The organism is Arthrobacter sp. H-02-3, assembly GCF_003097355.1.
GTDB classification, from domain to species: domain Bacteria; phylum Actinomycetota; class Actinomycetes; order Actinomycetales; family Micrococcaceae; genus Arthrobacter; species Arthrobacter humicola.
Genome location: NZ_PYUI01000007.1, coordinates 136868 through 158104, shown reverse-complemented (window position 1 = coordinate 158104; position 21237 = coordinate 136868). Strand labels below are relative to the sequence as shown.

Here is a 21237-nt window from a genome sequence, read left to right as displayed (position 1 = left end):
TAACTCATTTCTCTCTAGTCCAACACTTACAAATCAGTTTTGCCGGTCAGGCTTAGCCAAGTCAGCCAGGGCGGCCCAGCGAGGATCTACGACCTCGTGGTGATGCCCCGGCTCGTCTTCCAGGCGAACTCCGCATTCGGAGCAAAGGCCCTGGCAGTCTTCCCGGCACACCGGCTGGAACGGCAGTATGGTGACAACTGCGTCCCGCAACACCGGCTCAAGATCGATTAGATCGTGCTCGACTCGACGTTGCTCTTCTTCGTCTTCTTCGTCCGAGAACACAGCGTCCTCATAGAAGAAAAGTTCTTGCACATCAACCTCTTGGTCATACGCAAGGGGATCCAGGCATCGGCCGCATTCGCCAGTTACTTCAACGAGCGCGGTTCCTGATACCAGAATTCCTTCGTGTACGGCCTCGAGCCGCAGATCCAGCTCGACATCCGAGCCTTCCTGCACGCCAATGAGTGCCACACCAAGATCACTTGGTGCGGGTACATGTTCCTTCAGCGTCCGCATGCTTCCCGGACTGCGTCCGAGGTCCTTGACGTCGAACGCCAGGGGCGAACTAGCATCTCGTTTAATGAGAACTCCTGTTGAACATATGACCGACGTACCATCTTAGCCTGAACTTCCGGACGGACTCAAACCGGGCAGCAGGTCAGCAGCATGATGCCGCAAACCGGCCCCCGGGACGGGCCGCGCAACCGGCAGCAGGCCGCCGAGTACCGGTCAAGCTTACACTTTGCGGGCACGGTTCTGGACCGGCTCCCCCGGAGCCAGCCGCTTCAGCACGGACCGGGGCACAAAGTCCGAGATATCCCCGCCCAGGGTGAAGACCTCTTTGATGAGGGTGGAGGACAAGTGCAGGTAGTGGCTCTCCGCCGGCAGGAACACCGTCTCGACGCCGGTCAGCTGCCGGTTCATCGTGGCCATCGGCAGCTCGTAGTCGAAGTCCGAGGACGAGCGCAGGCCCTTGACGATTGCGGAGACGCCGCGCTGCCGGCAGTACTCGGCCAGCAGTCCCTCCCCCACGGGTTCCACCACGATGCCGCGCAACGATGCGAAGGTTTCCCGGGCCATGTCGATCCGCTCTTCAAGGCTGAAGCGGTACTTCTTGGCGTAATTCGTGGACACGGCCACGATCACCTCGTCGAAGAGGCCCGCGGCACGGGCAATGACTTCCAGGTGGCCATTGTGAATGGGATCAAAGGAGCCAGGGCATACGGCGCGTCTCATGGTCCGAACCTACCGTATACGCGCCGCGGGCCGGGATAGCATGGCTGAATGTCAGCATCGAAGAACCGCTTCGCCCTGCCTTTTGCCATGCAGCCTGCTGCCGCGCAGCCGTTCACCATGGACGGGGGCGTGGCCCTGGTCACCGGCGCCGCCATGGGCATGGGCCGGCTGTACGCCCTCCGTGCCGCCCGGGAAGGCGCCGCGGTGGTGATCCTGTGGGACATCGACGCCGACGCCCTGGCCAGCACCGCCGCCGAAGTCACCGCCCTGGGCGCCCGCGCCGTCCCCCGGACAGTGAATCTGGCGGACCCCGCCGCGATCGCCGGGGCCGCCCGGGAAGCCCGGGCCGAAGGGCCGCTGGCGCTTCTGGTGAACAACGCCGGGATCGTCCGCGGCGCGTACTTCTGGGACCACACCCCGGACCGTGACATCGCCCTGACCATGGATATCAATGCCCTGGCCCCCATGTATGTCACCCTCGAATTCCTGCCAGACATGATGGCCGACGCCGGCCGGCCCCGCCGGATCCTCAACGTCGCCTCCGCCGCCGGCACGGTGTCCAATCCCCGGATGAGCGTCTATGCCGCGTCCAAATGGGCCGTCATCGGCTGGAGCGACTCGCTCCGGCTCGAGCTGGAGCAGCAGCGCTACCGCCACCTGGCCGTCACCACGTTCTGCCCCAGCTACATCTCCACCGGCATGTTCGAGGGAGCCCGCGGTCCCCTGCTGACCCCGCTCATGACACCGGAGGATGCCGTGGACCGGGCATGGCGGGCCACCGTCGCCGGGCAGCCGCAGCTGATCGCCCCCGGTATGGCCAAACTCGGCAAGGTGCTCAAGGGCATCCTGCCGGTGCGGGCCTGGGACTTCGTCGGCGGGAAGGTCTTCGGGATCTACTCCACCATGGACAAGTTCACCGGCCGCGCCGTCCCCGACACGAAGGCCGGCCCCCGATGACCGCGCCGCTCCCCCTTCCGTGGCAGCGCGCCGCGACGGGCGCCAACCTGCTCTCCCCGGACGGTTCGCTGGGCGTAACGATCTTCGAGGAGATGACCACCCTGGCCCTCAGCACGGGTGCCATCAACCTCGGCCAGGGCTTTCCGGACGAGGACGGCCCCGTGGAGATCAAGGAGGCCGCCCAGGCCGCCATCGCCGCCGGCGCCAACCAGTACGCGCCCGGCAAGGGCATCCTGCCGCTGCGGGAGGCGATCGCCGTCCACCAGCAGCGGTTCTACGGGCTCGCTCCGGACCCCGAGACGGAGATCATCGTCACCACCGGCGCCACCGAAGCCATTGCCGCGTCGCTGCTCGCACTAGTGGGCCCCGGAGATGAGGTGCTGACGTTCGAACCGTTCTATGACTCCTACGGCGCCATCATCGGGCTCTCCGGAGCCACCCACGTCACGGCCCCGCTCCTGGCCCCGGATTTCATGCCGGACTCCGCCGCGCTGGAAGCTGCCTTCAGTGCGCGCACCAAGGTGGTGCTGGTCAACAACCCGCACAACCCCACCGGGGCCGTGTTCCCCCGCGAGGTCCTTCAGCGCGTCGTCGAACTCGCCGAGAAGCACGACGCCGTCATCATCACCGACGAGGTCTACGAGCACCTCACCTTCGGCGTCCGCCACATCCCGATCGCCACGCTGCCCGGAGCGGCCGAACGCACGCTGACCATTTCCTCCGCCGGCAAGACTTTCTCCTTTACCGGTTGGAAGATCGGCTGGATCTCCGGGCCGGCGCATCTGGTGGCCGCCGCACGGACCGTCAAGCAGTTCCTGAGCTACAGCTCCGGCACGCCCTTCCAAGCGGCGATCGCGGTGGGGCTGGGCCTTCCGAACGAGTTCTACACCGGCATCGCAGACACCCTCCGGTACAAGCGCGACATCCTCAGCGAGGGACTCCGCGCGGCCGGCCTTGACGTCCTGACGCCGCAGGGGACGTACTTCGTGAACGTGGATACCTCTCCGCTGGGGATCACTGATTCCGTGGAGCTGGCCCGCCGGCTCCCGGCCCTCGTGGGCGTCGCCGCGATCCCGGTGCCGGTGTTCTGCCACGCCGACGGCGCCGAGCGCACCCGCAGCCTGCTGCGCTTCGCGTTCTGCAAGAAGCTGCACGTGCTGGAGGAAGCGGCCGAGCGGCTGGCGACCCTGCGCGGCAGGCTGTGAGAATGGCAGAGAAGCAGCCCGGCGCCTCACGGTTCCTGCGGACCACGGGACAGCACGCCGAAATCGAACCGGATCCCTTTACCGACGGCGGCTTCGTGCTGAGCATCGGCGGCGCGGAGCAGTCCCACGTCAATCTGGCCGATCCCGGCGACATCTTCTACGAGTACCTGCGCAGGATCGGGCACGTGGTGGACCTCGCCGCTCCGTGGGGCGAGCCGATCACGGCGCTGCACCTGGGCGCTGGTGCCCTGACGCTGGCCCGCTACATCCAGGCCACCCGGCCAGGCTCGGTCCAGTACGCCGTGGAGCTGGAGCGCGAACTGCTGGACTTCGTGCTGGCGCAACTGCCCCTGCCGGAGGGAACCCGGCTGCACACGGTGATCGGCGATGCCCGCGACGCCCTCGCCGGGCTTCCTGCGGAGCTGCGCTTCGACGTCGTAATCCTGGATATTTTCTCCGGGCCGGAGGCGCCGGCACATATCGCGTGCACCGAGTTCTATGAGGAGGCTGCAGCACGGCTGACGCCGCGCGGGGTCCTGATTGTCAACGTGGGCGACGAACCCGGGCTGACCCTGGTCCGCAGCCAGGTCGCGGCCCTGCGCCGCGCCATGTGGGACGTCGCGGCCTTCGCGGAGGCCGGGATGTTCACCGGCTGCTACCCCGGCAACATCATCCTGACCGGGACGCAGGGCCCGTGGCCGGAGGTCTGGACGGCGGCCCTCACGGCCCGCGGTCCGCATCCGGCCAAGGTCCTCGCCGGCGTCGAACTGGACGTACTGTCCGATTAGTCCGCGGCCGCGACGCCGGGTTCGGCGAACCACAGGCGGGTTTCCCCGTACTTCTTCTCGGCAAATCGTTCCACGCCGTCGGGCCACTCCGGTTCGGGGCTCCTGGAGGAGCGTTCCACCACGACGACGGCCCCCTCGCCCAGGTGCGGCACCAGCTTGGCCAGCACGGCGGCGAGCGCCGGTTCGTCCAGCGGGTAGGGCGGGTCCAGGAACACCAGGTCCCAGAGCACGGCATCGGCGGTCCGTTCCAGGAACGATTCGACCTTGGAGCGGTGCACGGAGACCACCTTGCGGCGTGCCACGGTGTTGACCAGGTCCGCGTTCTTCTGGCAGACAGCGCTGGCCTTGGCGTCGAATTCGACCAGGTCCACAGAATCGGCGCCACGGCTGCCGCTCTCCACGCCGAGTGAGCCGGATCCCGCGTAGAGGTCCAGCACCCGGGCACCGGCAATGACGTTGAAAGCGTCCAGCCGGGAAAACAGCGCTTCCTTGACGCGGTCGGTCGTGGGACGCGTCATGTTCCCGGGGACGCTGGTCAGGGGGCTGCCGCCGGCCGAGCCGGCAATGATCCGGCTCATGCGCGGTCCCCCGTGGACGTGTGTGCCTGGCTCGTGGTCCTAGCCGCGTTCAAGGAACGCCTCCTTCTCGGGGTTCAAGTATTCGTCGATGGCCGCGGCGAGCAAGGGCCGGCCCGCCAGCGTGGGATCGGCGGCCACGATCCGCTGGGCGTCCTTCCGGGCCCGGGCAATCACGTCCTCGTGTTCGAGCACGCGCAACAGTTTCAGTGTGGAGCGCCCGCCGGACTGCGAGGCGCCCAGGATATCGCCCTCCCGGCGCAGTTTGAGGTCCTCCTGGGAGAGCTCAAAGCCGTCCGTGGTGGCCGCCACGGCGTCCAGCCGGCGGCGGCTCGGATGGCCCGGCTCCAGTGTGGTGACCAGCAGGCAGGTCCCCGGCAGGCCGCCGCGGCCCACCCGGCCGCGCAACTGGTGGAGCTGGGAGATGCCAAAACGGTCCGCGTCCAGGATCACCATGAGCGTGGCGTTGTGCACGTCCACGCCGACCTCGATCACGGTGGTGGAGACCAGCAGCTTGGTCTGGTTGGCCGTGAAGGAGGCCATGGTCTCGGACTTCAGGGCGGGGTCCTGCCGGCCGTGCAGTGGCGCGACCGGCACCCCGGCCAGGGCCGGCTCGTCCCGGAGGTGTTCCACGACGCCGGTGACGGAGGCGAGCTCCCGCGCGCCGTTCTCGCCTTCCAGGTCCGCGGCGGACGGTTCGGCCTCGCCCGGGGTGAAGTCGCCGTCGTCGTCCTCGCCGATCTTGGGGCACACCACGTAGACCTGGTGGCCGGCGTCGATCTCCTCCCGCGAACGGGACCAGATGCGGCCGGCCCAGGCCGGGTGCTCGGCGAGCCCCACCACGTGGGTGGAGATCGGCGCGCGGCCCGCGGGGAGTTCGTCCAGGACCGAGGTTTCGAGGTCCCCGAATACAGTCATGGCCACGGTCCGGGGAATCGGGGTGGCTGTCATGACCAGCAGGTGCGGGGGTTTGCTCGCCTTGGCCCGGAGGGCGTCGCGCTGTTCGACGCCGAAACGGTGCTGTTCGTCCACCACGATCAGTCCGAGGTCGTAGAAGGACACGGTCTCGCTGAGCAGGGCGTGGGTGCCGATCACGATTCCGGCTGTCCCGGAGGCCGCGTCGAGCATGGCCTGCTTCCGCGCCGCGGTGGGCATGGAGCCGGTGAGGAGCGTGACCTGGACGGCGTCCGGACCGAACCCGCCGAGCATCCCGTCCCGGGAGAGCGGTCCGAGCGTGCGCCGGATGGATTCGTAGTGCTGGGCGGCAAGGACTTCGGTGGGGGCGAGCAGGGCCGCCTGCCCCCCGGCGTCCACCACCTGCAGCATGGCGCGCAGGGCCACGATGGTCTTGCCGGAACCCACCTCGCCCTGGAGCAGCCGGTTCATCGGCGAGTCCTGCGCGAGCTCTTCGGAGAGCGTCTTGCCGACGGCGGCCTGCCCGGCGGTCAGCGTGAACGGCAGCTGGCGGTCGAAGGCGGGCAGAAGCCCGTTTGGTGCCGGGCGCCGGGCCGTCGCTTCCTCGGCGGCCAGCTGGGCCCGGCGGCGGGCCAGGGCCGACTGGAGCACCAGGGCTTCCTGGTAGCGGAAGCGGTCCCGGGCGCGCTGCCAGTCGGCCGGGGTTTGCGGGGCGTGGATCAGCCGGTAGGCGTCCGCGACCGGCAGGAACTTCTCCCGCGCCGCGATCTCCGCGGGCAGCGGGTCGCCGAGGGCCTCGAGCTCGAGGGTGTCCAGCAGGGTCGAGATGACCTTCTGGATGGACCAGCTGGTGAGTTTCGCGGTGGCCGGGTACACCGGAATCGGCATGGCCGCGAGCTTCTCCGGGTCCAGGCCCGGGGTCTCGGGGTCCTCGTCGAGCAGCAGGAAATCGGGGTTGGTCAGGCCCAGGGAGCCGCCGTAGCGCGTGACCTTGCCGGAAAACATGGCGCGCCGGCCCGGCTGGAGCTCGGCCTTGGCCCGGAACCCGTTGAAGAAGCTGACCTTGAGCGTGCCCGGCAGTCCGCCGCCGGTTCGTCCGGAACCGGCGGTCCCGGCGTCGTCGGAAATCACGACGTCGGTGAGTGAACCGCGCCGGGCGCGCATGGCCCGGGTGCTGTTGGAGATCACCCGGGCGATCAGGGTCACTTCCTCATCCAGCGGGACCTCGCTGATGGGTGTCAGCTCGCCGCGGCTGAGATAGCGGCGCGGGAAGTAGTTCAGGAGGCCGCCGACGGTGGTGATGCCGAGGTGTTTTTCGATGACAGCCGCGGAGCGCTTGCCGATCCGGCGTTCCAGGCCCAGTTCAAGTTCAGCGTGCATATCCGTCGGGGTTTCGGGTTTCAGCGGCCAGGACCGGGGCCACGGCGGCCGCGGTGACGGCGGCCTCTGTCTCCGGGTCGCGCGGCAGGGCGAGCTCGCTCACGGAGATGTCCGTGGGCTCGCCCAGGGAACGGATCAGCGCAACGGCAGGTTCGGCATCCAGGACGTGGACGTGGACGCGCCAGCGGTAGTGCCCGGCAGCATCCACGGCGCCGCCCACCTGGCTCATGATCACGGAGTCGCCCATTTCGTCGAGCCGCTGCCGCATCATGGCGGCGTCCAGCGGGGACAGGGAGATGGTGCACATGAGTTCGACGCCGTCGTCGCGGGGCATGCCGACGTGGATGTGCGGATCCTGGACGTCGTAGCCGTGCAGGCCGTCCAGCAGTTCGCTCTGGAGCTCCTCGCCCAGCACGGCGGAGCGGAGGCAGTCCAGGATCAGGAGCATGCCCACGCCGCCGGCGTCCACCACATGGGCGGCGTGCAGGGCAGCGAGCTGGTCCTCCGTGTGCACCACGGCGGCCAGGGCTGCCTCGACGGCGGCGTCCAGGGCCAGGCCGAGGGTCTGGTTGCTGTCATCGCCGTCGTGCGCGGAGTCCACGGCAGCCACGGCGCGGGCGGCGGCTTCCATGACGGAGAGCATGGTGCCGGGCACGGGATCGCTCAGCGCGGACCAGGCCCGGAGCTGGGCCCGGTTCAGGGCCGCAGCCAGCAGCGGCGAGCTGATCCGGGTGTGTCCGGCCAACGGTTCGGCGGCGGCGCAGAGGAACACGGCAAACAGTGTTCCCGAGTTGCCGCGGGCCTGTTCCATGGCCGCCTGGCCGGCCTGCGCCAGGACGGCGCCGACGTCGTGCTGGGCGGGGTCAGCGGCACGCGCCGCAGCCCGGGCGGTCAGGTAGAGGTTGGTGCCGGTGTCGCCGTCGGCCACGGGAAAGATGTTGATGGCGTTCAGGCGGTCGCTGTGGTTTCCGAGCGTTGTCTCCGCCTTGCTCAACCACCGCTTCATCGCTTGCGCGTTGGCGGCAATTTTAGTCTGCAAAGTGATCCCATCCCACAGCGTCAGCGGGCCTGCCCGCGATCTTTACTCCCGTGCTTTCAGTTGGTGCAGGGGTCTCTACCGAGCCTATCGCAGTGAAACCGGCAGGGAGCTGAACCCCCGCGGGGAATGTAGCCAACAGCCCGTGGTCTTCGCCCCCGCCCAGGACCCAGGGCATCGGGTCTGCCCCCAGCAGCTCCGACGCCGGCAGCAGCGGAACAGCGAGTTCCTTCAGGGCGGCGGCGTCCAGGTTCAGCACGGCATGGCTGGCCGCGGCCATGCGATTGCCGTCGCGGACCAGGCCGTCCGAAATGTCCATCATTGCCGACGCGCCGGCGTCACGGGCCGCAGGGCCCGCAGCGAGCGGCGGCAGCGGCCGGCACTGGGTGTCCATGAGGGCTCGCTGTGCGGCCGTCAGCTCCACGACGCTGATCTCCGACTCCAGCAGCGCCAGGCCGGCGGCGGCGCGGCCCACCGTTCCGGCCAGGGCCACAGTGTCCCCCGGCCGGGCCCCGGAGCGCAGGACCGGCTCCTTGCCGTCAAGGGTGCCCACGACCGCCACGCTGACGGCCAGTTCGCGGCCGCGGCCCAGGTCCCCGCCGGCCACCGTGCAGCCGCGGGCGCCCAGCTCCCGGATGCCGGCGGTGAGGCCGTCCGCGAAATCCTCCACCCAGGACACCGGGGTTTCCGGCGGCATGGTCAGGCTCACCACAAGGGACGTGGACCGGGCACCCATGGCGTTGATGTCGCTGAGGTTTTGCGCGGCCGCCTTCCAGCCGACGTCGTACCCGCTGGTCCGGTAGCCGTTGTTCCATTGCAGCCGGAAGTCCTGGTCCGCCACCTGGGTGTCGATGCTCAGCACCGTGCGCCCGTCCGGCGCCGCGACAATCGCGGCGTCATCCCCCGGCCCGAGCAGCAAGGACGTGGGCGCCTCCGGCCCGCCGGCGGGCACCGGGATGATGAGCCGCGGGAAGATGCGCTCCAGCAGCTGGGACTCCGAAAGCCCGGCGACGGTCAGGCCGGCCTCCGCGGGCTGGGTTTCGGACACGGAAGTTACAGGCACGGGAGCTTCAGGCACGGGAGTTTCAGGCACAGCCCTACGCTACCGCGAGGGGCTGACACCGCCGAACGGGGGCTAGAAGGTGGCCTTGAGGCAGCCGAGCTGAGTGTTGCCGGAGGACATCCCGGCTACGCCCAGGCCCCAAGCGCACACGGTGTACACGCCGCGTTTGGTGACGGGGATGACAATCCGGTAGCCGTGGTTGCCGGAGATCTGGAGGACCGAGTTGACGTCGGCCCTGTACCGGTTGGCCACGTAGGCCGTCCCCTTCGTGGTGCCGTCAGGGGACGTGACGTAGAGGTGGATGGGAACGTTTGCCCGCGTCATGCCCGGGTCCACGCTCCAGCCGCTGGCCACGAGCGCGGATCCCATCCCGCCGAGCTGGACCTTAACGGACTCCAGGTACCCGACCGGCGCGGGCGTGGCGGCAACGCTCACCGTTGAGCAGCCCAGGAGGCTGTTGCCCAGCGGGAAGACGCTGACGGCGATGCCGTAGGCGCAGATTTTGTAGTTACCCGGCGTCGTGACCGGCAGCGCCACCCGGTAGCCGTGGTTTCCGGTGGTCGCCATGACCGTGTTGACGTCGGCCCGGGACTGGTTGGCCGTATAAGCGGAACTCTTGGTGACACCCTTGGGGTCGGTGACGTAGAGGTGGACCGGGATGGAGGCAGCCGGAGTTCCGGGATCCAGGCTCCACCCGGTGGCCGTGATGGTGGCCGTCGCCGCGTCCGTCTTGACCACGGTGCTTTCCAGGAAGCCGGCGGGCGCCGGTGTTGCCCGTGGCGTCACGTATTTACAGCCCAGGATGCTGTTGCCCAGGCTGAATGCCGTGACGGCAATGCCGTAGGCGCATACCTTGTACTGCCCGCTCATGGTCACGGGGAGGTCCGAGGTGAAGCCGTGGCTTCCCGTCACGGACATCACCAGGTTGACGTCCGCGCGGCTCTTGTTGGCGGTGATGGCCTGGGACGTCGTCTTGCCTGCCGGATCGGTCACGTAGAGGTGGACCGGGATGGACGCAGCGGGCGTTCCGGGATCGTAGCTCCAGCCGGTGGCCCGCAGCACCGTCGCCCCGCCGGCCCTGGTGAGTGTCAGGGACTCGAGATAGCCGGCGGTGGCCGGCGTCCCTGCAAGGGTCAGGGACTTGCAGCCCAGGTCCGTCGGTTCGGCGCTGCTCAGGGCGTAGACGCAGACCTTATATACGCCGGCCGCGGTCAGATTGAAGGAACGGGTGAACCCGTGGTTGCCGGTCACCTGCATGACCTTGTTAACGTCCGCGCGGACCTGGTTCGCTGCCACGGCGTAGCCGGTTGCGGTGCCGCCGGGCGGCGTCACGTAGATGTGGACCGTGGATGATTCGGAGGGCTTGGCGGTGTCATACGCCCAGCCGGCGATGTCCAGGCTGGCCTTGGCGCCGGAGCGGTTGATGGCCATGGACTCGACGTAGCCGACGGCGGGCGCTCCGGGCGGACGGATGGTCACGCTGGCCGCGGTGTCGGTGACCGAATCGATGCTCACCTTGGTGCCGGCGTGCGTTGTGAAGGTCTGTCCGGCCTGCCAGGCCTGGGTGTTGCTGTAGTAGCCGTTGAAGGCGGCCGCGCGGGTGTCGGGCGGGAGCAGGATCGAGGAGTTGCCGCCGCCCTGCTGGGTGATCTTCACACCGCGGTTTCCGGCCTGAGCGATCACGGAGTCGTAGCCCACCGGAGCCCGGAGCTCGAGGTAGTAGACCTCGCCGGATTTCGGGTCAGTGAACTTCACTGCCCGGTTGGCGGCGTCGCCGGCCCAGGGTGCGAGGGTCACCTTGCGGGGCCCGGAGACTGTGCCCAGGTTGGTGATCTCGTTGCCGTTGCCGAACCGGCCCATTTCCCAGAGGCTGGCGCTGATTTCCGGCATGACGTCCCAGTGCGAGATCCCCATGAGGTCCAGGTTGTCGCCATAGGGCTTGATGCTGCAGGTGGGATCAGCAAAGCCCGCGTAGGGACCGGAGGCCACGTCCATGGCCCCGCTGCCGCACAGCAGGCTGTTGGCGTGGTCCATGCCCAGGGCATGGCCGAACTCATGGGTCAGTACGGGGGTTGCGAGCCGGCTGTTCTGCGGCATCAGGATCCGGCCGCCCGTGGTGCCGTTGCTGTAGGTCATGCCGGCGGTGCCGTTGCTCAGGTACGCGCCGGGGATGAAGATCACAAGCGCAGTGTAGGCACTCTGCGTCCAGCCCAGCTCCTGGGAGACTATGTCCACGATCTGCGACGGTGACTGCGTGGATTTCGCGGCCGACTTGTGCAGCAGGCGGGACGAGCTCAGGGCAATGTCCACGCGCCCGGCGGTGGCGTGCGCCCAGTAGCGGTTGGCCGCGCTGAGGGAGGCCTTCGCCGCCGCCATCGGCACGGCGGCGTCCGTCTCCGCTGCGGTCTTGTCGGCCAGCTGCACGGTCACCAGGGTGGTCTTCAGGGTGCCTGCCAGCGGCGCGCTTACGTAGGTGTACTCGCTCCTCGCCTTGTTGGCCGGCTGCTCGGGCCGGACAAAGTCATCCACCTGCCCCTGCGGGCTCGGGTCCGACACGGCTGGAACAGCAACGGCCGGAACAGCAACGGCTGGAACTGCAACGGAGGGAACGGCCGCCACAGCGGTTTGGGGCAACGCTGCTGCCAGCATCACGGCGGCAATCACTGTTGCCGCTATGTTCAGTTTTCGCAAGATTGCTCGCTTAGGGGTGAGACCGCCGGCGGAGACCTGGTGGTGGGAGCGACGTAAGGTGCCTATAGCATAAACGCCAATTCCCGCCTGTCACCCCACTAACTTTGATCCCTTAAATCACAACTGCATCACGCATTTTTGTTTGCAAGCTTCTGCGCAGTAATGGCGCACCATTTCGCCACCTGAAAACCGCGTGCCAAACTCTTAGCCGTGCCTCCTTCCGTCGCCGCGGTCAATACCGCCACCCGCAGGGTGCTTGCCTTCGCCGTCGGAGGCCTCCTGTTAGCGCTGATCATTGCCACCCAGATGTTCGTCAACGTGGATCCGCTCAGCGTTCACCGGACTGACGCAGTCATCATGCTCGGCGGGGCGGCATCTGAGCGACTCCCGGTGGCACGCCAGTTCCAAGCCGAATTTCACATCCCGATCCTGGTGATCTCCCACACGGACACCGTGGGCAACCGGAGCGCGGATGAGACGTGCAATTCCGCAGCCTTCCCCAACCCGGACCTCATCTGTTTCAGGCCCCCGGACCTGGACACCCGCGGCGAGGCTGAGTCGATCTCCCGGCTCATCGAAGCCAACGGCTGGAAGTCCGTCACCGTGGTGACGTCCAGCTATCACGTCACCCGCGCGGGTCGCCTGATCGGGCAATGCACGACGGCGGACGTCCAGATGGTTGCCTCCCACCCGGACCTGGATGTCTTCCAGTGGATCCGGCGGTTTGTGATCGAAACGGGAGGCCTGATCGATGCCACCTTTAGGCCGGAATGCGCCAATCACGGGGCGGAAATGTAACAATTGAACCTCATCCGGTTGAACTGGTCAGCCGGTTCGGGCATCTGACCGAGGCGAGGAGGACACGCTGGAACACTCTCCCGACGGCGCTGCCCCGCTGGTTGCCGCACCCCGGCACCTGCGCAAGCGGCGCATGCACACGGAGATCCCGGATGCCCTTCTGGTGCCCGGGGCGGAGCCTCTTCCGCTCAACGGGCCGCCGCCAGCCGCCGCGCAGGCTCCTGTATTTCAGGACCCGGCAGACATGGACAACGCCTACTGGGGGCCCGCCGACCAGGACCCGGCTGACACTGAAGCCCCGGAGGAACCCGCGGATTCAAACCCGGCAGAGTCGGGCCTGGAAGCCGCCATCCAGGAGAAGGAATCCCAGCAAGTCGCCCGCGACATGCTCCACCGGCGCAAACGGCGGGTGGCCCTTCTGGCCGTTCTCGTTGTAGTCCTGGCCGTGCCGGCCATCGTGCTGGCCCTGCTGCTCGGCTAAGCCGGGCCACAGACCTTACCAACCACTCGCACACACTTGGGGAATAACCATGCACAGCATCATGCCGATCTTCGGAACCAGGCCGGAAGCCATCAAGATGGCGCCGATCGTCAGCGCGCTGCAGGAGTCTCCGCTCTTCCGCTGCATCGTGACGGTCACGGGGCAGCACCGCGAGATGCTGGATCAGGTCAACGAACTCTTCGGCATTGTTCCGGACCATGACTTGAACATCCTGCAGCAGGGGCAGTCCCTCTCGGCCATCATGACGCGGACCATCGACGGGCTGGAAAAGCTCTTCGCCGGCACCCGGCCGGACGCCGTCGTCGTCCAGGGCGACACCACCACCTCCACGGCCGCCGCCATCGCGGCGTTCTACCACGGCATCCCGGTGGTCCATGTCGAGGCCGGGCTGCGCAGCGGAGACCTGCTCTCGCCGTTCCCCGAGGAAGCCAACCGCAAGATCACCAGCCAGATCACCCGCTTGCACCTGGCGCCCACCTCCACCAGCAGGGAGAACCTGCTGAGGGAAGGCATCAACGCTGAAGACATCGTGGTCACGGGAAATACCGTGATCGACGCCCTGCTCGCCACCGTCGACAAGCAGCTCCCCTTCACAGACTCCCGACTGGAAGCACTGGCCGCCGGCGACCGTCCGGTCCTGCTCGTCACCACGCACCGGCGGGAAAACCAGGGCGAATCCATGCGCAGCGTGGGACGGGCCCTGGCCCGGATCGCCGACGCCGAGCCGGACCTGGTGATCGTGCTGCCGGCCCACAAGAACCCGGTGGTGCGGGAGGCCGTCCTTCCCGCGCTGGAGGGCAAAGGCAACGTCCTGGTGACGGAACCTCTGGCCTACGGCGAATTCACCCGGCTGCTCTCCCGAGCACACATCGTCCTCACGGACTCCGGCGGAGTGCAGGAGGAAGCACCCAGCCTCGGCAAGCCGGTCCTGGTGATGCGGGACAACACCGAGCGGCCAGAGGCCCTGGAAGCCGGCACCGTGAAGCTGATCGGCACGGACGAGGAACGGATTGTTGCCGAGGTGACCAGCCTCCTGCACGATTCTGCGCACTTTGCGGCCATGGCAAACGCCGTGAATCCCTACGGCGACGGCAAGGCTGCGGCCCGGACGGTGGCAGCTATTGAGGAGCTTCTCGGCGTCGGCTACCGAACCGCGGAGTTCAGCGGCGCGTAGGCTCCGTACGTCGCCGGCCAAGCCGCCCGGCACCCGGCCTTCGATGTGAGTCGGAGGGGCCTTTCGTGAAACAATTAGTGTTCAGCAGGCAAGGATGCGGGTTGCCAGCATCACGTTGTCCGTCGGCGGATCTGGTACCCCGGATTCGACCCTGAACCGACGGCGACGCCAGGGGGTGCAAGTGGACCGCAGGGACTTTCTACGACTATCAGTGGCGGCCTCAGCCGCCGCCGCCCTGGCGGCGTGCACCCCGGATACGACGCCCGGCCCCCGGCCGCCGTCGACCTCGCCCACACCACTGCCCCGTCGACCCATACCGCCGTTCGCGAGCAAGGGCCTGGGCATGCCGCGCTTCGGCGGATTCGGTTTCAAGGAGCTGGATTCCCTGAACCTGGACTGGTTTTACGACTGGGGACCTGACTACCCGCCCCTCCGGGCTGCTTCGAGCCAGGCCGCTGAATTTGTGCCCATGGTCTGGGGGCGCGGCTCCTTGGAACGGAAGGCCATAGAGCAGGTGCGGTCCGAAGTGTCCTGGACAGGCGCCGACAATCTCCTCGGCTTCAACGAACCCGACCACACCGGCCAGGCAGACATGTCCGTGGACACTGCCATCAGTCTCTGGCCCCAGCTGGAACAGGCCGGCCTCAGGCTGGGCTCTCCGGCCCCGGTTCAGGCGCTGGGCGACTGGCTCAAAAATTTCATGGACCAGGCATCCAAGAAGGACCTGCGGGTGGATTTTGTCGCGATGCACTGGTACGCGCCGCCCCACGGGGACTCGTTCCTCCGCACGGTGGAGAAACTGCACGAACGCTACGGGAAGCCCGTCTGGATCACCGAATACGCCGTCGCCGACTGGAAGGCCACTGCGAAGTCGCCCAGCCGGTTCACGGAGAAGGAAATCCTGGCGTTCATGAAAGAGACCGTCACCGGACTCCGGAAGATGCCGTACGTGGAGCGATTCGCATGGAAAACGCGGGCCCACGGCGACCCCATCATGGGCGCCTCCGCCCTGTTCCGGAGCAACGGCTCCCTCACCCCCACCGGCGAGCTCTACCACTCCCTCTAGGACCTACCTCCAGCCAGTGTCCTGGTGCCGCTAGGGGCCCGCAGAAAATTGCGTCTTTCCTGTGTAAAACCGGGACTTTCCTGAGTGTTCCCCGTGCTATGTTGACTTCAGCCACAACTGAATCAGGGACCACACAGGCCAGAGCAGTCACATCCCGACGCCGCCACTCGTGAGCGGAATCCGTCGGGACGCACCCCGCCGCTGGCCTTTGTTGTCCCCGCAGCTGTCACAGAACCCAGCAACCCTCCACGAAGGGAACTCATGGAACGCCGTAAGTTTCTCACTATGCCCCTGGCTGCAATGGCGGCGCCCGGCGCCCTGCTGGCCGCCAACGCCGGAACCGCCCAGGCTGCTACGGCACCGACCGCAATCCCGACCGTCCCCGCCGTCACGCTGCCGGCTGATACTCAAAAGGGATTCGGCTGGGGCGGCAAGGACGCCCTGGCGCTCACACAGATCAAGAGCCTCAAGCTGGACTGGCACTACACCTGGGGTGCGCACTACAACGTCACCACCAATCCCCCGTTTGTTCCCATGGTCAAGAGCGAACGCACGCTGCTGGAGCAGGACGCCCTGGGCTGGGTATCGCGCCAGCTGGCGGAAACGAAGACCAAGCACCTGCTGGGCTTCAACGAGCCCGACAACACCTCCCAAGCGAACATGAGCGTGGACAGGGCCATCCAGCTCTGGCCAAAGCTGATGGCAACCGGGCTGCGGCTCGGGTCTCCGGCATGCACCAGCCCGGGCAGTGCATGGCTGGCCGATTTCATGGCCAAGGCCAAGAACAAGGGCCTCCGTGTGGACTTCTTGACTACGCACGTCTACGCCTGGCCCAGGGCCGATGACTTCCTGAACAAGATCACTATGATGCACGAGAAATATGGCAAACCCATCTGGGTGACCGAGTACGCGGTGGCCGACTGGAATGCCACGGCCACACGGCCTTCCATCTACACCCGGGCCCAGACCGAGGACTTCATGCGGGCCACCGTCGCCGGCCTGCGCGCCATGCCGTTCGTCGAGCGCTTCGCCTGGAAGACCCGCCCGGCTGGGGACATCAAGATGGGCTGCTCTGCCCTTTTCCACACCAACGGCTCCCTCACCACCACGGGCAAGCTCTACGCGTCCCTGTGAGGCGCTGAGCGCCTCCTGCTGTGGCCGGACACCCAGGTGTCCGGCCACAGTCCGTTAACTAGTCTGTTAGAACAAATGAAGGATCCCGCCGGAGCGCATGCTCCGGCGGGATCCTTCCCTGTTGAACCTGTTGTATCAGCTGTGAGGCCGATGTGCCGCTAGTTGGCGGCGGCGAGCTCCAGCAGTTCGCTCTTGTGGCCGAGCGAGACGATGTCCCAGCCTGCCGCGGTCCATTTCTCGTGGTCCAGGACGTTGCGTCCGTCAAACATGCGCTTGTGGGACACAGCGGCAGCAAGCTCCGCGGGATCGACGTTTACGAATTCGTTCCATTCCGTCAGCAGCATGACCAGGTCGGCGTCCGCCACGGCCGTCGCCAGGGAGTCAACGTAGTTCAGGCGCGGGTAGCGCTTGGCGGCGTTGGCGTTGGCGGCGGGGTCGTAGACGCTGACGTCGGCTCCGCTGTTGAAGAGCCTGGCGGCTACGTCCAGTGCCGGTGAGTCACGGACGTCGTCGCTGTTGGGCTTGAACGCGACGCCGAGGACGGCGACGCGCTTGCCTTCCAGCGCGCCCAGCAACGTCTCGGCGACGTGGACGGCGCGGTCACGACGGCGGAGGTTCACTTCGTCGACTTCGTTCAGGAAGCGCATGGTGCTGTCCAGGCCGAGCTCGGATACCCGTGCCTGGAGCGCCCGGATGTCCTTGGGCAGGCAGCCGCCGCCGAAGCCGATGCCGGCGTTGAGGAAGCGACGGCCGATCCTGGCGTCGAGACCGATTGCGTCGGCCAAGGTGCGGATGTTGCCGCCGACGGTCTCGGTGACCTCGGAGAAGGCGTTGATGAAGGAGATCTTGGTCGCCAGGAAGGCGTTCGCCGCCACCTTGACCAGTTCAGCCGTCTCAAAGTCGGTGGAGATGAATGGGGTTTCTCGGCTGATGGCGTCGGCGTAGACCTCGCGCAGAGTCGCTTCAGCGGAGGCGGAATCCACGCCGATGACCAGGCGGTCGGGGCGCAGGGTGTCCTCCACGGCGAAGCCCTCGCGCAGGAACTCGGGGTTCCAGGCGAAGTTTACTGTGACGCCGTCGCGCGCTTCTTCGGCGACGAGGCCCTTGAGGCGGCGCGCGGAGCCGACCGGAACGGTGGACTTCCCGACGATCAGGGAGTCCTTCGTCGCGGCGCGGGCAATGGCTGCCACGGACGCGTCAACGTAGGTCATGTCGGCAGCGTGCTCACCGGCGCGCTGCGGGGTGCCGACGGCGATGAAGTGGACATCACCGAAAGCGCCGGCTTCTTCGAACGAAGTGGTGAAGCGCAAGCGTCCGGACTCAGTGTGCTTGCGCAGGAGCTCCGGCAGGCCGGGCTCGTGGATGGGCAATTCGCCTCGGCTGAGGCTGTCGATCTTTTCCTTGTCGACGTCGACCCCGAGTACCTCGAAGCCGAGCTCCGCCATGCATGCCGCATGGGTCGCGCCGAGGTATCCCGTACCGATCACGGTTAGTCGTAGTGTCACTAGTCCCCCAGTAGCTGCAGTAAATTTCATTGCGTTGGGCGCAGATGGCGCATCCAAACGGGACCACTATATATCGTTTGGTCACGGTGTCCCTCCCCTTGCCCCTGGAAGTGACATAGCTCTAGCGGCTGGCACCCCATCGCACGTCACCTGAAATTACTGGAATCCCTCAGTCATCGAGGCCAGCGAGGACAGCCGCGGTGAGGAAATGGCTGGTCGGAACATGACTACCATGTATCCATGCTGCAAACGATTCCCGTGATACCTGCCGACAGGATCGACGCTGGTGCGACGAACGTACCCGTCACAGAGGTCTCTGCCCACCTCCCCTTTGCGCCAGCTTCTGGTCACGGGGCTAGCAGGTACTCTGCCGTCTTGTCGGACGGCCTGCCCCTGGAGGCACTTCTCGTCAACAAGAACTCAGATCTGCTGGTTGTAAGCCTCCACGGCGCTACCGACCGCAACAAATACCACCTGCCCCGCTTCGAGTGGCTCCGGAGCCTGTTGACCACCGAATTCAGCAGCTTGTACTTCTCGGACCCCACGCTTCATCATCGCGACGATTTGGAGCTGGCCTGGTACACGGGCTCCACAAACCTCGACTTGTACCCGCTCCTGGCGGAGTGGGCCTGTTCGGCTGCCGATGCCGTCGGCGCGAAAGGAATTCTCTTCCTGGGGTCTTCGGGGGGCGGGCTGGCGGCATTGCAGATGGCAACTTACATTCCTGGGAGTATGGCGTTGCCGTTCAGCTGCCAGACGAGCATCGCGAACTACCTCATTAACGGGACCCTCATGGGAGCACAGCGCAGGTACGTCGAAACCGTCATGCCGCACCTCGCCCCGGATGGGCCATGGGCACTGACACCGGATGAAGACTGGTCTGTCTCGCTGGGCGCCAGGTCTTCAGCTCTAGTCCGATACAGCCAGCATCAGCCCAATCTTGTGTACTACGTTCAGAACAGCAATGACTTCGCACACGTCGAACAGCACTACCGGCCGTTCCGCGATGTCATCGAGGCGAGCCCCAACACGGACAATGTGCGGTTCCACGTCTACGAGGGTCCGAAAGCCCACAACCCTCCCGTTCCCACGGTATTTCACGAGCAATTGGACAATGCCGCGGAATGGCTTCGGGGCACGCTTTAGTTAGTACGGCGCAACCATTTTTGCGTGTCAATCTGCCCCAATGACAGGAGTAAGCCACGTGGCTGAAGACAGATATTTGGTCATAGCTAATGCTTACCCCAATGATTCCAATATCTATAACTATGGGTTTCTGCATCGCAGGGTGAAGAAATATCTCGACGCCGGCCTGGCTATTGACGTTTTTCGCGTCGATACCAACGAACCCGAGCTAAGAACCTACGTTTTCGACGGAGTCACTGTCACTACGGGGAATCGAGACATTTACACGCAATATATTATGGCCTCTGATCACGCAAGCTTTCTGGTCCATTTCCCATTGGACTACATCATTGCCCCGCTAAGCACCCACAAACCGTCAACTCCGATCATCGCGTGGCTTCACGGCTACGAGACCCTAAGTTGGCACCGGCGATGGTACGACGCCGTCGACGTTGCGGGATTCATGGATAGAGTGAAGAGCCTCAGAGCGCACGGCGAGAACAAAAAAGTCCCGTTCCTGCGAGAGCTCTATCAGGCCGAACATCGTGATATCAGGTTTGTCACCGTCTCCAATTGGTTCCTGAAACACAGCGTAGAGCCGGATGCGGGAGTTCGCGTTTCGAACGTAAGCGTCATACCGAATGTGGTTGACACCGAGCTTTTCTCTTATATTCCTAAGGATCCGGCCCTGCGCCATAAAGTGCTCATTATTAAACCGTTCACGGGGTATAAATATGCCAACGATCTGGTTGTGAAGACAATCCTTTCCCTTCGCCAATCGCCTTCCTTTGACAAGATGCAGTTCAGCATCTATGGAGATGGCCCGTTTTTTGATGAGACCGTCGAGCCGCTTCGGGAGTTGGAAAATGTGCAACTCACTAAGGCATTTCTACGCCAGGAGGAAATTGCCCGCCTTCATGCCGAACATGGCATTTTTCTCAGCCCTACGCGCTGGGATTCCCAGGGAGTCTCCATTGGCGAGGCCATGAGTTCCGGACTTGTTCCGGTGTCCACGGCGATTTCAGCTATTCCCGAATTCGTAACCCACGGGACGAGCGGGCTCCTAGCCGCCCCTGAAGACCCTGACGATCTGGCTTCCTGCGTGGAAATGCTGGTGGATTCGCCTGAAACTTTTGCTCGCCTCTCCGAACAGGCGACAATCCATGCCCGAGAGGTTTGCGGGCCAGAAGCGACCACCGACCGGGAAATCCAACTCATCAAGAATCCGGAGCTCGGACGGAATACGGACACAGGAGAAGTGGCCTGGGAAGCTGCGTATTCCGACCTTGAGGACGAGCTGTTCTCTGTATTGAACCATTTCTCGGAAAGACTGGATGCTCCGGGCGTTGCTGATTCCGCTCCGCCTTCGAAGTAGTCAAATCCCCCCGGCAGCATCTGCACGCTGCCAACATATCGGGGGTGTCCCGTGGGGCAACGCGAGTAGGGCCAAGTAGGCCGGCGGTGAGTGGACCACCCGTGTGCTTTTTCCTCTTGAGGGATTGACTGCGCTCTAGCAGCCAGAAGTCGTTGAGGCGCCGGCTGCTGTCAAATGTTATCCGCCTCTCCCCATATGGTTCGTTCTATCGCATCCTCCAGAGGGACAGGAGCACATCATGAGCGTCGCGCCCGGCACGGATTCGGGGAAAGGGACTTCTGTAGGGGCCGCAAAAACCACGAAGGAGTTCGATGAGCACTTCAGTCAGGCGTGCATCCGCGAGAAATGAAGCACAATCCCAACGACGAACCGTCCAGCGCCTGAGCATCGTGGCGACGTGCCTGAGTGCCCTGCTTGTCGCCGGGGGCGCACTACCCGGCCAGGCGTCTCCGCCAGCGGATGCCACGCTTAAGCCTGGGCACGGCAAAGTCCTCGCAGATCACTTCATCGTCGTCCTCAAAAATGGATCTGATGCTGCGGCGGTTGCGCGCCGCAATAATGTGAAGACGAAGTATGTCTATACCGCTGCGTTGTCCGGGTTCGCAGCAACCTTGTCCAAAGCGGATTTGGCCAGAGTCCGCAAAGACTCCGCCGTCGACTACGTGGAACCAGACGGCGAAGTTACTGCGTCGAAGCAAGCCCCACCGCCTGA

18 protein-coding genes and 1 pseudogene are annotated in these 21237 nt (G+C 65.7%); 11 read left to right on the top strand and 8 right to left on the bottom strand.

The genetic code is table 11. The annotated features are described in order from the left end of the window. Positions 1-33: 33 nt before the first annotated feature. Positions 34-558: a YceD family protein gene (locus C9424_RS09345; protein WP_091253231.1), complete on the bottom strand. Its 525-nt coding sequence runs from the start codon at positions 556-558 to the stop codon at positions 34-36. A 177-nt stretch (positions 559-735) separates the two neighbouring features. Beyond that, on the bottom strand, positions 736-1236 hold the full coding sequence (gene coaD, locus C9424_RS09340; protein ID WP_116766590.1) for a pantetheine-phosphate adenylyltransferase: 501 nt from the start codon (positions 1234-1236) through the stop codon (positions 736-738). A gap of 48 nt (positions 1237-1284) precedes the next feature. Here coaD and C9424_RS09335 point away from each other — a divergent pair, with 48 nt between their 5' ends. From C9424_RS09335 to C9424_RS09325, 3 genes are read left to right on the top strand one after another with little or no spacing between them, the layout of a single operon-like run. Then, positions 1285-2193 carry an SDR family NAD(P)-dependent oxidoreductase gene (locus tag C9424_RS09335; RefSeq protein WP_337189816.1) on the top strand — a complete coding sequence of 303 codons (909 nt, stop codon included), beginning with the start codon at positions 1285-1287 and terminating at the stop codon, positions 2191-2193. Continuing rightward, positions 2190-3398, top strand: a complete 1209-nt coding sequence (locus C9424_RS09330; RefSeq protein ID WP_116766589.1) for an aminotransferase class I/II-fold pyridoxal phosphate-dependent enzyme — start codon at positions 2190-2192, stop codon at positions 3396-3398. The genes C9424_RS09335 and C9424_RS09330 overlap by 4 nt, the downstream gene beginning before the upstream one ends. A 2-nt stretch (positions 3399-3400) precedes the next feature. Beyond that, entirely contained in the window at positions 3401-4186 is a 786-nt protein-coding gene (locus C9424_RS09325) for a spermidine synthase (RefSeq protein ID WP_202615820.1), read from the top strand. Here C9424_RS09325 and rsmD read toward each other — a convergent pair. The 5 genes from rsmD to C9424_RS09300 all read right to left on the bottom strand — a co-directional run bounded on the left by rsmD (position 4183) and on the right by C9424_RS09300 (position 11846). Then, positions 4183-4764: a 16S rRNA (guanine(966)-N(2))-methyltransferase RsmD gene (gene rsmD, locus C9424_RS09320; protein ID WP_116766588.1), complete on the bottom strand. Its 582-nt coding sequence runs from the start codon at positions 4762-4764 to the stop codon at positions 4183-4185. The two genes, C9424_RS09325 and rsmD, sit on opposite strands and share 4 nt — an antisense overlap. Before the next feature lie 39 nt (positions 4765-4803). Then, positions 4804-7056, bottom strand: coding sequence for an ATP-dependent DNA helicase RecG (locus C9424_RS09315; RefSeq protein ID WP_116766587.1), 2253 nt, complete (start codon positions 7054-7056; stop codon positions 4804-4806). Then, the gene (locus tag C9424_RS09310; protein WP_237563386.1) at positions 7046-8062 is read right to left on the bottom strand and encodes a DAK2 domain-containing protein; all 1017 of its coding nucleotides are present in this window, start codon (positions 8060-8062) and stop codon (positions 7046-7048) included. The genes C9424_RS09315 and C9424_RS09310 overlap by 11 nt, the downstream gene beginning before the upstream one ends. Positions 8063-8084: 22 nt before the next feature. Further along, positions 8085-9140, bottom strand: a complete 1056-nt coding sequence (gene thiL, locus C9424_RS09305; RefSeq protein ID WP_442862025.1) for a thiamine-phosphate kinase — start codon at positions 9138-9140, stop codon at positions 8085-8087. Between the two features lie 87 nt (positions 9141-9227). Beyond that, a complete protein-coding gene (locus C9424_RS09300; RefSeq protein ID WP_133247504.1) occupies positions 9228-11846 on the bottom strand; it encodes a hypothetical protein in 2619 nt (872 codons plus the stop codon). Positions 11847-12056: 210 nt separating this feature from the next. Between C9424_RS09300 and C9424_RS09295 the strand changes: the two genes are divergently transcribed. From C9424_RS09295 to C9424_RS09275, 5 genes are all read left to right on the top strand, one after another. Next, a complete protein-coding gene (locus C9424_RS09295; RefSeq protein ID WP_116766583.1) occupies positions 12057-12644 on the top strand; it encodes a YdcF family protein in 588 nt (195 codons plus the stop codon). A 133-nt stretch (positions 12645-12777) separates the two neighbouring features. Further along, on the top strand, positions 12778-13125 hold the full coding sequence (locus C9424_RS09290) for a hypothetical protein (protein ID WP_133247503.1): 348 nt from the start codon (positions 12778-12780) through the stop codon (positions 13123-13125). A gap of 49 nt (positions 13126-13174) precedes the next feature. Continuing rightward, positions 13175-14320 carry a non-hydrolyzing UDP-N-acetylglucosamine 2-epimerase gene (gene wecB, locus C9424_RS09285; RefSeq protein WP_116766581.1) on the top strand — a complete coding sequence of 382 codons (1146 nt, stop codon included), beginning with the start codon at positions 13175-13177 and terminating at the stop codon, positions 14318-14320. A gap of 181 nt (positions 14321-14501) precedes the next feature. Next, entirely contained in the window at positions 14502-15386 is an 885-nt protein-coding gene (locus C9424_RS09280; RefSeq protein WP_116766629.1) for a glycosyl hydrolase, read from the top strand. 285 nt (positions 15387-15671) lie between these two features. Then, positions 15672-16520 (top strand): glycosyl hydrolase, encoded by an 849-nt coding sequence (locus C9424_RS09275; protein ID WP_237563380.1) that lies wholly within the window; start codon positions 15672-15674, stop codon positions 16518-16520. 158 nt (positions 16521-16678) lie between these two features. On the opposite strand, the gene C9424_RS09270 is transcribed toward C9424_RS09275, so the two are convergent. Next, a complete protein-coding gene (locus C9424_RS09270; protein ID WP_116766579.1) occupies positions 16679-18055 on the bottom strand; it encodes a UDP-glucose dehydrogenase family protein in 1377 nt (458 codons plus the stop codon). A gap of 210 nt (positions 18056-18265) precedes the next feature. On the opposite strand from C9424_RS09270, the gene C9424_RS09265 reads away from it, so the two are divergent. From C9424_RS09265 to C9424_RS22210, 3 genes and pseudogenes are all read left to right on the top strand, one after another. Continuing rightward, positions 18266-19171 (top strand): hypothetical protein, encoded by a 906-nt coding sequence (locus tag C9424_RS09265; RefSeq protein WP_116766578.1) that lies wholly within the window; start codon positions 18266-18268, stop codon positions 19169-19171. A 58-nt stretch (positions 19172-19229) separates the two neighbouring features. Continuing rightward, positions 19230-20525 (top strand): glycosyltransferase family 4 protein, encoded by a 1296-nt coding sequence (locus tag C9424_RS09260; protein WP_161958215.1) that lies wholly within the window; start codon positions 19230-19232, stop codon positions 20523-20525. Positions 20526-20836: 311 nt separating this feature from the next. Next, positions 20837-21199, top strand: a pseudogene (locus C9424_RS22210) (protease inhibitor I9 family protein); the annotation flags it as partial. Positions 21200-21237 lie beyond the last annotated feature (38 nt).